General features: G+C 64.5%; 11 protein-coding genes, 1 tRNA gene and 1 riboswitch. Of the genes, 5 read left to right on the forward strand and 7 right to left on the reverse strand.

Features of this window, described 5'->3' with window-relative positions:
• Window positions 1–203 precede the first annotated feature (203 nt).
• Window positions 204–443, reverse strand: coding sequence for a hypothetical protein (locus OQZ28_RS01990; protein ID WP_130730852.1), 240 nt, complete (start codon window positions 441–443; stop codon window positions 204–206).
• 170 nt (window positions 444–613) lie between these two features.
• Here OQZ28_RS01990 and OQZ28_RS01995 point away from each other — a divergent pair, with 170 nt between their 5' ends.
• Entirely contained in the window at window positions 614–1,123 is a 510-nt protein-coding gene (locus OQZ28_RS01995; RefSeq protein WP_165399110.1) for a DUF2721 domain-containing protein, read from the forward strand.
• Window positions 1,124–1,185: 62 nt separating this feature from the next.
• On the opposite strand, the gene OQZ28_RS02000 is transcribed toward OQZ28_RS01995, so the two are convergent.
• From OQZ28_RS02000 to OQZ28_RS02025, 6 genes are all read right to left on the reverse strand, one after another.
• Window positions 1,186–2,151: an ABC transporter substrate-binding protein gene (locus tag OQZ28_RS02000; RefSeq protein ID WP_458134991.1), complete on the reverse strand. Its 966-nt coding sequence runs from the start codon at window positions 2,149–2,151 to the stop codon at window positions 1,186–1,188.
• A 74-nt stretch (window positions 2,152–2,225) separates the two neighbouring features.
• A riboswitch (TPP riboswitch) is annotated at window positions 2,226–2,323 on the reverse strand.
• Window positions 2,324–2,382: 59 nt separating this feature from the next.
• A complete protein-coding gene (locus OQZ28_RS02005) occupies window positions 2,383–3,594 on the reverse strand; it encodes a cytochrome b (protein ID WP_458134992.1) in 1,212 nt (403 codons plus the stop codon).
• Window positions 3,595–3,718: 124 nt separating this feature from the next.
• On the reverse strand, window positions 3,719–4,105 hold the full coding sequence (locus OQZ28_RS02010; protein ID WP_242621736.1) for a hypothetical protein: 387 nt from the start codon (window positions 4,103–4,105) through the stop codon (window positions 3,719–3,721).
• Window positions 4,106–4,288: 183 nt separating this feature from the next.
• A tRNA-Arg gene (locus OQZ28_RS02015) sits at window positions 4,289–4,365 on the reverse strand.
• A 153-nt stretch (window positions 4,366–4,518) separates the two neighbouring features.
• Window positions 4,519–7,812, reverse strand: coding sequence for an efflux RND transporter permease subunit (locus tag OQZ28_RS02020; protein WP_458134993.1), 3,294 nt, complete (start codon window positions 7,810–7,812; stop codon window positions 4,519–4,521).
• 58 nt (window positions 7,813–7,870) lie between these two features.
• Complete coding sequence (locus OQZ28_RS02025) at window positions 7,871–8,701, reverse strand: SDR family NAD(P)-dependent oxidoreductase (protein ID WP_458134994.1); 831 nt, start codon at window positions 8,699–8,701, stop codon at window positions 7,871–7,873.
• Between the two features lie 93 nt (window positions 8,702–8,794).
• Between OQZ28_RS02025 and gmk the strand changes: the two genes are divergently transcribed.
• From gmk to OQZ28_RS02045, 4 genes are all read left to right on the forward strand, one after another.
• The gene (gene gmk / locus OQZ28_RS02030; RefSeq protein ID WP_458134995.1) at window positions 8,795–9,457 is read left to right on the forward strand and encodes a guanylate kinase; all 663 of its coding nucleotides are present in this window, start codon (window positions 8,795–8,797) and stop codon (window positions 9,455–9,457) included.
• A 229-nt stretch (window positions 9,458–9,686) separates the two neighbouring features.
• On the forward strand, window positions 9,687–10,925 hold the full coding sequence (locus OQZ28_RS02035; protein WP_458134996.1) for a multidrug effflux MFS transporter: 1,239 nt from the start codon (window positions 9,687–9,689) through the stop codon (window positions 10,923–10,925).
• A gap of 121 nt (window positions 10,926–11,046) precedes the next feature.
• Window positions 11,047–11,832, forward strand: coding sequence for an MlaE family ABC transporter permease (locus OQZ28_RS02040; RefSeq protein ID WP_458135023.1), 786 nt, complete (start codon window positions 11,047–11,049; stop codon window positions 11,830–11,832).
• Entirely contained in the window at window positions 11,829–12,623 is a 795-nt protein-coding gene (locus tag OQZ28_RS02045) for an ABC transporter ATP-binding protein (protein WP_130730860.1), read from the forward strand. Before OQZ28_RS02040 ends, OQZ28_RS02045 begins: the two co-directional genes overlap by 4 nt.
• The last annotated feature ends 132 nt before the right edge of the window (window positions 12,624–12,755 follow it).

Raw genomic sequence — 12,755 nt, forward strand, 5'->3', positions numbered from 1 at the left:
GCCAGGTGGACTGGAACAGTCCGGTTTCGCAAGGAGTGCAAAGATCCATCAAACAATCGTGTTCGGTCCCGTTCATGGTTTCTGTTCAATAAAACGGCATGGGCAGGTCGGTTGCCGCCATAGAAATACACAGCATATCCTCACAAAGCTGTGTTTGTATTTTATTAACTTAATTCTTGACCGTATCTTCCGTGCCCGCCGGTTCAGGCCAGCAGGGTGCGGGCCTGCCGCCAGGCCTGCTCCAGCGCATCGACCATGGTGGGCGCGGGCGCGGTCCAGTCCTGCGGGGGGTGTCCGGGCACGTCGAGGCGCGCGCGCCAGCATGCGGCATCAGGCGCTTCGGGCAGGCGTTCGATAGTGATGCCCCAGGGGGCGGGAATGCGCGCCAGCACGCGGGCCTGCCTTTTCTCGGGTGTAAGCGGCGTTGCGTAGTTATGGGACATGGGTGCCTCCGTTTTTTCCAAAAAGCGTTCCCCACAAACGTCCTTATGAGTGCTTGATGTTTGGGGAACGCGCTTTTCAACCACCTTCAGGGCGCAAGTCTGCCCCTTGACGGGGCGGCGGATAACCCCAAAAAACGCACGGTTGCCCGCAGCCAAGGATATGCCTGCCCGTGTCCCCTTTTCCCGGCCTTGTGCCTGATGAATCTGTTGATGGCGTTGCCCACCTGATCCAGACGGCGCTGACGCCGGTATTCATGCTGTCAGGCATCGGCACGCTGCTCAACATGTTCAACACGCGGCTTGCGCGCGTCAGCGACCATATCGAGACCGTGCGCGACAAGCTGGAAAATGCCGATGACAAGAAGGGCAGTGAAAGCAGCGCCGTGCTGCTGCGCCGCCTGACCCACCTGCATTATCGCACCCTGCTGCTTGATGCCGCCATCCTGTTTGGCGGCGTGGGCGGGGCTTCGGCCTGCGGGTCCGCTTTCGCGCTCTTTCTGGGCAGCGTGCGTGATTCCGCCATTGCCTGGTGGCTGGTGCTCATGTTTGGCAATGCGCTGGTGTGCACGGTCATCGCGCTGGCCATGTTCCTGGGTGACAGCATCGTCGCGTGGCATGGCCTGCGCGTGACCACCTTCCTGCCGCACAAGCAGGAAATGCTCGAGAACCAGGTCGATTGAAAATAAAAGTTTTTAGGTGCCGCCTTTTTTCAAAAAGGCGGTGTTCCTTGAAGCTTTACTATTCAGGGTGATGCGGGACTGCTGAAGGGATCCAGCGCGTACTGTTCCAGCGCAATGTCATGCGTCATCAGCCCGTGCGCGTGCAGGAAGGCGGCAAAGGCCTCATAGCGCGGCCGGTTGAGCAGGGCGGGCTGCTTGCACAGGCGCGGCAGCGTGGCCTGCCAGGCCGCGCGGTTGAGTGGCGTATCGAGTTCCGGGTGGTCATGAATGGCCTGGGCCAGAATGGCGTCGGGGTGGTTGATCAGCGTGTTCGTGCCCTCGGCCAGCGCCTCCATGAAGGCTTTTACCCACGCATCATGCCCATGAGAGCGGGCGGCGAGGAAAATCAGTTCATCGGCGATCGGCACGCCATGTTCTTCGGGGTAGAAGGCGGAAACCTTGATGCCCTTCTGCTGCAGGTCGAGCAGTTCATAGGTGCGCACCGCGCCGATCACGCCATCCACCGCATGGCTGATCAGGGCCTGCTCAAGCTGGAAATTGACATTCACCTGCCTGACATCGCCCAGGCCCAGCCCCACCGAATGCAGCATGGCGTCAAGCGAGGCATCATCCACGCCGGGCATGGAAATGCCGATGGTCCTGCCCTTGAGTGCCGCAAGGTCGTGAATATCTGCGCCGGTGATGAGCACGTTCAGCGGCGTATCGATCAGCGTGCCCACGCGCACCAGCGGAATGTCCTGGTCGGCCAGCATGCCAAGCTGCGCCTGATAGGACACGGCAAGATCGGCCTGCCCGGCGGCCACCAGGCGCGGCGGTGAGCCGGGATCGGCGGGGGCGATGAGTTTGACATCCAGCCCGTGGCGGGCAAACGCCCCGCTGTACTGCGCGGCCAGCAGGCTGGCATGGTCGGCATTGAGGAACCAGTCCAGCACGACCGTGACCGGCTGCCCTGCTGCCATGGCGGGCCGGGCCATGAGCGTGCAGGCCGCAATGGCCATCATGCCCAGCGCGTGCCTGAAGATGTGCATGGTATCAAAGGCCCCCCTGGCCAGCATGGACATGGGGCATGCGCGGCAGGCAGGGAGCGGTATCATGGCCCCGTGGCGGGGCCGTGCTGTCTCCCTTCGCTGGCATGACCCAGATCAGGTTCAACGGGTATGATCTCAGCCCATCAATGGAGGGGCACCCCGGTCAGGCGGCACAGTGTGGGCAGGCGCAAGCTGCGTCAAGTCACGGATGCAGGACCGCGTGGGCAGGACTTATGCGGCAGCCCGGTTCATTTCACGCCGCGCACAGAGCGGCAGCAGCACGAGGAAGTAGCTGAAGTAGTAAAGCGCTGCGATCCGTCCCGCGATCATCCAGCCCCCTTCGGCATGGTGGCGGCCGACCAGCCCCATCATCACGAAGGCGATGACCAGCCCCGCCATGCCAAGGCGGCAGGCCGGGCGCTCGCGTGCCGAGCGGATGGGCGAGCGGTCAAGCCACGGCACCACGAACAGGATGAGGATGGAACCCGCAGCCGCCACCAGCCCGCCGAATTTGGAGGGCACGGATTGCAGCAGCCCGTAAAACGGCAGGAAATACCATTCCGGCTCGATATCGGCAGGCGTGTGCATGGGGTTGGCGGGGCGGTAGTTTTCCGGCTCGCTCAACAGGTCGGGCCACAGGAAGGCAAGGGCTGCAAACACCAGCGCGAACAGCACGAGCCCGGTCAGGTCCTTGGTGGTGTAATAGGGGTGAAAGGGCACGCTCTCCTTTGCGGGCACCGGCCTGCCGCTGGGGTTGTTCGGCCCGCTCACATGCAGTGCCGCCACATGCAGCCCCACCACCGCCACGATCGCGAACGCCATGAGGAAGTGCAGCACGAAGAAGCGGTGAATGAAGATATCGCCCAGCGTGTCGCTGCCTTCCATGATGTGTTCAAGCATGGGGCCGATGCCCGGCACGGCGCCCACGGCCTTGCCCGCCACGTCGGCGCCCCAGTACGACATCTGCCCCCACGGCAGCACGTAGCCCGCAAACGCCGTGACCATGACCATGAGCAGCAGGCCCAGCCCGCTGAGCCACAGGATCTCGCGCGGCTGCTTGTACGAGCCGTAATACAGCCCCCGGAAGAGATGGATATAAAGGGCCGCCATGAACAGGCTGGCGCCTGTTACATGCAGCGCGCGCAGCATCCACCCGCCGGGCAGCTGGCGCTCGATCATCTCGACCGAGGCGAACGCCCCGCTGGCCGTGGGCGTGTAGTTCATGGCCAGGAAGATGCCGGTGGCCAGCATGAGCACCAGCACCGCAGTCAGAATCGCCCCGAAATTCCACAGCGCGTTGAGGTTCGCTGGCATGAGGAAATCGATATATTCCTTGCGAAACCCGCTGATGACGGGAAGCCTGCGGTCAATCCATGAAAGGACGCCACCCGAGGCAGGCTGCGCAGGCGTGGTGCTATGTTCGGGGAGGCTGGGCCCGCTCATTCTCGGTTCCTGAATCAGACGACGGAAAAATCAGCCCGTAGTGTAGCAGCCCGGCGGGGGCTGGGCACGCTCTCTTTTTCATCAGGTGGCGGGCGGGGCGCATGATTTTACGGCCCGCAGGTCATTACGCGCCCATACCGGCTTTTTGCACCGCCTGCGCGCACAGGTCGCGGCGCTGGGGTATGTCGAGATCCGTCAGCCGTGCCCGCTCGGGCGTGCCGGGGTGCAGCACGCCTGCCGTGCCGTAGGCGTAATCCATGTTGCCTTTTTCATCGGGCGGCACGGCATGGGTCTTTTCAATCAGCGCGACCAGCAGCGGCGTTGCCTCATCATGCCGGGCAAGCCCGTTGCCGATGCAGAAATTGAGGTACCCCGCCAGCCGCGCACCGGGTGCCGCCGCCAGGATCGCCTGCGGGTTGGGTGCTGCGGGGGTCTGCGCCATGGCCAGGGGCAGGCCCCCCATCAGGCCAAAGCCGGCGAGTGCGCCCATCATGAGTGAACGGTAGCCCATTGCCTTCATCCTTCATGCCAGAACGCAGGCATGACCCGCCCTGCGCCACGCCGTAGAACCGCGCGTGGCGGGGGAAGTTGCATAGGGGAGGATGGATGGTGGCGCATCCGGTCACGACCGCAAAAACGCAACAGGTATCTGCCTGAGATGCCACGTTCAGCCTGACCAGATTTTTAAGGAAAGTGGCGCACCCGAAAGGACTCGAACCTCTAACCCCCAGATTCGTAGTCTGGTGCTCTATCCAGTTGAGCTACGGGTGCGCTGTGAGGCGGTTTCTAGCCGAGGTGCTTGCACCCCGCAAGCCCCTTTTTTCGCTTTGGGAAAATTTTTTTGGCGGCCTGAAATGCCATCCCAGGAATGACCTGCAATCAGGAAAAAGTTTCTGGTGAAGCTTTTAATGTTCAAACAAATGCTTATCGCCGCATCCGCGTGCGCAGGCGCTGGCCCAGCCGTCGCGTGCCGACACGGATGCGCTCCATGTACAGATAGATGACCGGCGTGGTGTAGAGTGTCAGCAACTGGCTCATCATCAGCCCGCCCACCACCGTAATGCCCAGCGGGCGGCGCATTTCCATGCCGTAGCCGCTATTGGTAATCAGCGGCACGGCGCCAAGGGCTGCCGCAAGCGAGGTCATGAGAATGGGGCGGAAGCGCTGGATGCATGCCTCGCGTATGGCGGGAGCGGGGTCCATGCCCCGGTCACGCTCGGCATGCAGCGCGAAATCCACGATCAGGATGGCGTTTTTCTTCACGATGCCGACGAGCAGGATCATCCCGATCATGGTGATGAGCGAGAACTCCTGCCCCAGCGCCCACAGGGCAAGCACCGCCCCCACCCCCGCCGAGGGCAGGGTGGACATGATGGTCAGCGGGTGGATGTAGCTTTCATACAATATGCCCAGGGTCACGTAGATCGTGACAAGGGCCGCGATGAAGATCAGCACCTCGTTGATGATGGCGGATTTGAACTGCGCCGCCTGCCCGCTGAAGCCGCCATGGATGGAGGGCGGCACATGCAGCCGGATCATGGTGTCCGCAATGGCGGCGGAGGCATCGCTCAGCGCCATGCCGGGTGCGAGGTCAAAGGAAATGGCCGCCGAGACGAACCCGTCCTGGTGCGAGACGGTGATGGGCGTGACACGCGGCTCAAGGCGCGCCACATCGGAGAGCGGGATCATGGTCTCGGTGCTTGACGAGACAGCCGACCCGTTCGAGGCCCCGGCCCCGCCTGCCAGCCGGTTGGCGATCTGGTTGCGAAAGGATTGCTGGCTGAGCTGCGTGCTGCGGCTGGCCTGCGTGGTGGTGGTCGTGCGCGCGCGCACCGTGTTCGACACCGTGCCACCGCCCGCACTCCCGCCGGAGGTGGAAATGCGCATGGAACTAAGGATCTCGGGGCTGGTGCGGTACGCATCCGCCACTTCCATCACCACATGATAGGTGGTGAGCGGGGTGGAGATGTTGGACGCCGTGCGCTGGCCAAAGGCATCATACAGCGTGTTGCTGACCAGTTGCGGCGTAATGAGGTAACGCGCGGCGAGGTCGCGTATGATGTCGGCATGGATGGCGGCGCCATTGTTCATGACATCGGTCGTGACATCACGCATCACCGGGTTCGTGCGCAGCGCAGCCGTCAGGATCGGGGCCCATTTGTACAGGTCATCGGCATTGTCGCTGGTGAGCTGGTAGCGGTAGGCGCCCTCCTTCTGCCGCCCGCCGCCGCCGCTGATGTCACCGGCCGAGAACAGCGATATGTCCAGCCCCGGTATCGCGGCGAGGCGCTCATGCACGCGCGCGATCATGTCATCGATGCTGTCGCGGCGGCGCGTGCGGTCGTGCAACTGCGCGAAGGCCTGCCCCTCGATGTTGGTATCGCCTGAAAAGGCCACGACCTCCTCCGTGTCCGGGTCGGTCGAGAGCGCGTTGCTGATGGCGCGTATCTTTTCCTTCATGGCGGGGAACGAGGTGGTCTGGTCGGCGCGGAAGAAGCTCATGACCATGGCCACGTCCTCCTTGGGCAAGATGCCCTTGGGCATGAGCACGATCACGCCGATCATCACCGCAAGGCTTGCGGGCAGGGTCAGGGCGGTGAGCACATGGTGGCGCAGTGCCACGTCAAGCGTGCGTTCGTAGGCACGCAGCAGGTGCTGGTATCCCGCCTCCAGCCAGTCGCCTGCCTGGCGCGGCCACCGGCGCCACCACGGGGCGGTGGGGGGCAGGGGGGCGATCTCGCCCACTTCAAGGAACAGGCTGCACATCATGGGGGTGAGGCTCAGCGCCAGCAGCAGCGACACCGTGACCGTGATGGCCAGCGTCATCGAAAACTCGAAGAACACCTTGCCCGGCGTGCCCGCCAGCAAAAGCAGCGGCAGGAACACGGCTACGAGCGAGATGGTGATGGACAGCACCGTGAATCCGATCTCGCGCGAGCCCTTCAGCGCCGCCTCGCGCCGGTTCAGCCCGGCCTCCATGTGGCGGGCGATGTTTTCCAGCACCACGATGGCGTCATCTACAACAAAGCCCGTGGCGATGGTCAGCGCCATGAGCGAGAGAATATCGAGCGAGAAGCCGAACACCGCCATCAGCGCCAGCGTGCCCGCCAGCGAGATGGGCACGGTAATGGCCGGGATCAGCGTCGAGCGCGGCGTGCGCAGGAAGGCCAGCACCACGCCCACCACCAGTACGACCGAGGCCAGCAGCGTCCATTTGGTATCGGCAAGGGAGGCGCGGATGGTGATCGAGCGGTCCATCACCGGGCTTAGCGTCACCCCGCGCGGCAGCGCCGTGCGCAGGGCGGGAATGCGGGCCTTGATGTCATCGGTCACGCGGATGACATTCGCACCCGCGCGCGGGCGGATGATGGCCATGACCGCCTGGTGCCCGTTGAGGTAGCCGATCTGGCGTTCGTTCTCCACGCCGTTGCGCACGGTGGCGACATCGCTCAGCCGCACGGGGCGGGTGTCGCGGTAGCCGATCACGAGGTCGCGGTACTGGGCGGCGGTGCGGGCCTGGTCATTGGTGGCCAGCATGGCGCGCGTCGTGTCGTTTTCGATGATGCCCTTGGGCGTGTTGGCATTGGCCGAGGCCAGCGCCGAGCGGATATCCTCGAACCCCAGCCCGTATTTGAACAGGGGCCAGGGGTTGATGTCCACCCGCACGGCGGGCGCGGAACTGCCCGCGATCTCGACCCACCCCACGCCCTGTACCTGCGCAAGCAGGGGTTGCAGGCGGGTCTTGGCAATGTCGTACAACTCCGATACCGGCTGCGTGTCCGATGTGAGGGCCAGGATCAGGATCGGGTTGTCGGAGGGGTTGGCCTTCCAGTATTGCGGCTGGGACTGCAGGGTGGCGGGCATGTCGGCACGGGCGGCGCGCAGGGCGGCCTCCACGTCATTGGCGGCGGCGTCGATATTGGTCGATTCATCGAATATGAGCAGGATGAAGGCGCTGTCCTGGCTTGAATCCGATTCAATCGAACTCACCCCCGCCACCTGCCCCAGCCTGCGCTCGAGCGGGGTGGTGACGGATGTGGCCATCTGCTGCGGCGAGGCGCCGGGCTGCGTTGCCATGACATAGATGACCGGCACCGCGATGTTGGGCAGGTCGCCCACCGGCAGCAGCCTGTAGGCAAACATGCCTGAAAGCAGGATGGCCAGCGCCATGAGCGTGGTCGCCACCGGGCGCAGGATGAAAACGCGGCACAGGTTCACTTCTGCCGCCCGGTGCCCGTGGCCATGCTGCCGGTTCCTGTCTCGCGGGTATTGATGGTCATGAAGAAGGGGCGGCGTCCGGCGTCAGCCCGGTTTCGGGCATGGTGCCTGCCTGGCCTGCGGGCTGGCGGAAGTAGTAGTGCTCGGCAATCGAGATGGGCAGCAGGTCCATGAAGCGCGAGCCCGCCGCCAGCCACCACGGGAAGGCGATGCGCCGCTTGCCCCGTGCAATGCCGGACAGGATGGCGCGCACGGCATCATTTGTCTGGGTCAGGCCGGGCATGTGGAAATTGTTCTGAGCGGTCATGGGGGTGGCAACAAACCCGCAGCTCACACTGGTCATGACAATGCCCGCGCGCTTCATGTTCGCCCCCGTCGCCACCATGAAGCGGTCCACCGCCGCCTTGGAGGCACAATATGACGGCGTGCCCGGAAATGACACCAGCCCCGCCACCGAGGCCATGGCGCAGATGCGCCCGCGCACCCCGTCCACCCCGCGTGGCTGGCCGCGCATGACGCGCAGCGCGGGCAGCACGGTGTTCAGCACGCCATCGACATTGGTGTCGAACATGCGGCGGATCTGGGCATCGGGCTCATGGGGCGCATCCGCCCCGCCCCGGGTCGAGGCGGTAATGCCGGCACCTGCGAACACGAGGTCGAGCGTGCCTGCCTTCGTGATCCACTCTTCCATGCCGCCCGCGTCGCGCACGTCCTGCACCTTCATGCGGGCATCCGCCCCGCGCGCGATGCAGGCGGTGGCCACGGCCTCGAGGTTGCGGGCATTGCGCCCGCCAAGGTGCAGCGTGCGGCCAGGGCGTGCGAGGGCAAGGGCAAGACCGCGCCCGATTCCGGACGAGGCGCCTGTGATGAGTATCGAATCCTGTTTCATATTCGCAGAATACATACACCCTGTTAGAACTGCGCTACCCCGTTTGCCTACCCGGCCTGCATTTGCACAGGACCGCCGACCAAGGAGAGCCGCATGAGCCAGCCTGCCACCCCCCCCCGCCCAACCCCCGTGGCGCCGGTCAGGCGCAGGGGGGTCTGCCTGGTCATTTCCGCCCCGTCGGGCGCTGGCAAGTCCACCATTGCCAATGCCCTGCGCGCCTCCGAGCCGCAACTGCTGCACTCGGTCTCGGTCACCACGCGCCAGCCCCGCCCCGGCGAGAGTGATGGCGTGCATTACCATTTTCGCAGCATGGACGAATTCAACCGCATGGCTGCCGCAGGCGAGATGCTGGAATGGGCCACCGTGTTCGGCCGTGGCTACGGCACGCCGCGCGCGCCGGTCGAGCAGGCGCTGGCCGATGGGCGCGACATGGTGTTCGACATTGACTGGCAGGGCCACCGCCAGATCCGTGAAGCGCTGCCCGATGACGTGATCAGCCTGTTCGTGCTGCCGCCCTCGATCGAGGAACTCGAGCGCCGGCTCAACGGCCGCGCTTCAGATGAGGCCGATGAGATCGCGCGCCGCATGCAGGCCGCGCGGGACGAGATTTCGCACTGGAACGAATTCGATCACGTTATCATCAATTCTGACCTCGATCAGGCCATTGCCGAGGCCCGCGCCGTGCTGGTCGCCGCCCGCCTCGAGCGCCACCGCCAGGTGGGGCTGATCGACCTCGTGGCCAGTTTTGGCGTGTGAGCACGCGCTTCATCGCGGGGCGTAAGGGATAAAGTTTCGGTGCGCCGTCTTTTTCAGGGAAGGCGGCGTTATCGAAGCTTTTTTGAAAAAAAACTTCACCAAAAACTTTTTCAGCCCGCAATGCATGTGTTGCATGCAGCCGCACCGCATGGACAACCCGCCTGAAATACGGGGATATGCACCGGCGCCCCCGTCGCGCGCCGTTGTGTTTCTTCCACCGTGGATTCCCATGCCTGCCCGTAGCCGCCCCGCCCCCGTCATGCCGTTCTGGATGATTGCCCTGCTCGGGCTGCTTACGGCCATCGGGCCGCTGGCCACGGATATGTACCTGCCTGCCTTCCCGGTCATGGATCGTGAACTCGTGGGTGGGCATGCGGGCAGCAGCCAGGTCACGCTGGCCGCGTGGTTTGCGGGGCTGGCGGTGGGGCAGTTCAGCATGGGCCCCATCTCCGACCGGCTGGGCCGCAGAGCGCCGCTGCTGGGCGGGCTTGCGTTCTTCATCATCGGCTCGGTGGGGTGTGCGCTGGCCGGCGGCTTCGGGCTGTTCTGCCTGTGCCGGTTCATCGCAGCCCTGGGCGGGGCGGCCTGCGCGGTCATTCCGCGCGCCATCGTGCGCGACGTGGCCACGGGGGCTGCAGGCGCGCGTATCATGTCGCAGCTCATGCTGGTGTTTGGCGTCATGCCTATCCTGGCGCCCTCGCTGGGCAGCCTTGTGCTCTCGTTCGGGCACTGGCGCTGGATTTTCTGGATTGCGGTGGGCTATGGCGTGCTGGGTCTGGTCACGGTCATTGCAAGCCTGCCCGACACCATGCCGCCCGAGCGGCGCATCGCGTTCTCGCCCACCGGCATGATCAGCCGCTACGCAGGGCTGGTGCGCGAGCCGGTGTTCATGTCGAGCGCGCTGATCAACAGTTTCTCTTCCTTTGTCATGTTCGCCTACATCACCTCGGCCCCCATGGTGTTCGAGCACCTGCTGGGTTTTACGCCGGGGCAGTTTGGTCTGTTCTTCGGGCTCAATGCAGGGGTGTTCATCGCCTGTGCGCAGGTCAATGGGCGGCTGGTGCATCATGTCGCGCTTTCCCGCCTGCTTGATTATGGCATTCTGGCCATCATCATCGCGGCTTCCGCCTGCCTTGCCCTGTCGCTGGCAGGTGTTGCGGGGCCCGCGCACCCGCTGCTGGTGTGCGTGCTGGTGGGCTGCATTACCGGCAGCCTCGGCTTTATCGGGCCGAACGCCACGGTGCTGGCCTTTACCCACCATGGCCACCAGGCGGGCAGCGCCTCGGCGCTGATGGGCACGATCCAGTTCTCGCTCGCCGCGGGCAGCGGCTTCATTCTGGGCCATGTCACCTTTCGCAGCCCCACGCCGCTGGCGGTAGTGGTGATGGCGGGCGTGTGCTGCACGGTGGCGTGCAATATCTGGCGGCATGCCAGCGCACGCCGGGCGAAGGAAACTCCCGCGGCCTGAGGCGGCCATCAGGGTCATGCGCTTTCGCTTTGACGTGGGTGGCCTGCCGCGCTACGGCAGGGACAGGCTTGGCCGCGCCTGCTGCGTGGTCGGGCCGTTATCCTTATGCGCGGGAGGCAGGGTGAACGGCATTCTCGATTTTGTTGCCGGGCTGGGCAGGGCCGTTCTGGACGTGGTGCGCATGGCCGGCAAGGTGGCGCTGTTCGGGGCCGTGGCGCTGTCGCATGTTGTCCGCCCGCCGTTTTACTGGCGCACGCTGTGGGGGGCGCTGGTCGAGATCGGGTATTTCTCGCTGCCCGTGGTGGCGTTGACCGCCCTGTTCTCGGGTGGGGTGATCGCGCTGCAATCCTATACCGGCTTTGCCCAGTACCATGCCCAGAACGCCATTGCGGGCATCGTAATCCTTGCGGTCACGCGTGAACTCGGGCCGGTGCTGGCGGGGCTGATGGTGGCAGGCCGCGTGGGGGCGGCCATGTCGGCCGAGATCGGCACCATGCGCGTGACCGACCAGATCGACGCGCTGACCACGCTCTCCACCAACCCCATGAAATACCTTGTCACGCCAAGGCTGGTGGCCGGCACGCTGGCGCTGCCTTTCCTGGTGCTGATCGCCGACATACTGGGCGTGCTGGGCGGGTTTACCGTATGCGTGATGAAGCTGGATTTCTCGGCATCCGCCTATATCGCGGCCACCATCGCCTCGCTCAAGGTGATGGATGTGACGGTGGGGCTGGTCAAGGCGGCCATCTTCGGCTTCCTGATCACGCTCATGGGCTGCTATCACGGCTATCATAGCCGTGGCGGGGCCGAGGGCGTGGGAGCAGCGACCACGGCGGCTGTGGTGGCGGCGTCGATCCTGCTGCTGACCTTCGATTACCTGCTGACGGATGTGTTCTTCTCGCAATGACCGACCCGACCCCCAAGATCCGCATTCGCGGCCTGAAAAAGGCGTTTGGCCCCAAGGTGGTGCTCGATGGGGTGGACCTTGATGTGATGGGTGGCACGTCGTTCGTGGTCATTGGCGGCTCGGGCACTGGCAAGTCGGTGCTGCTGCGCTGCATCCTCGGCCTGATCACGCCCGATGCAGGTTCCATCGAGATTGATGGCGTGGACGTGACCACGCTTACGCCCCGCCAGCGCGAGCCCTACATGGCGCGGATCGGCATGCTGTTCCAGAACGGCGCGCTGTTCGACAGCCTGAGCGTGTGGGAGAACGTGACCTTCGGCCTGACCGCCGCCGCCCGCATGGGTCACGGCCCGCGCCTGACCCGCGCGCAGTCGCGCGCGCGGGCGGGCGAACTGCTTGAGCAGGTGGGCATGGACCCTGCCGTGGGCGCGCTTTCACCCGCCGAACTCTCAGGCGGCATGCAAAAGCGCGTGGGGCTGGCCCGCGCCATTGCCGCACGGCCCGAGATCCTGTTCTTTGATGAACCCACCACCGGCCTCGACCCCATCATGGGGGCGGTAATTGACGGGCTGATTGCCGATTGCGTGCGCAAGCTCGGCTCCACCGCCATCGCCATCACGCACGACATGGCCTCCGCCCAGCGTATCGGCGACAGGGTGGGCATGCTCTATGAAGGCAGGCTGATCTGGCAGGGCCTGCCTTCCACCCTGTTCGACAGCGGCAACCCGGTGGTGGACCAGTTCACCCACGGCCGCCGCGAGGGGCCGATCAAGGTGGATGTGGGGAAATAATTGAAAAGACAGAAGTTTTTTGGCGCCGCCTTTTTTCAAAAAGGCGGCGTTCTTTTTGAAGCTTTTTGAAAAAAGCTTCACCAAAAACTTTTCCCCGTTTGGCTAGGCGGCCGGTCGTTCCATATATGATAT

The organism is Komagataeibacter sp. NFXK3 (assembly GCF_054182245.1).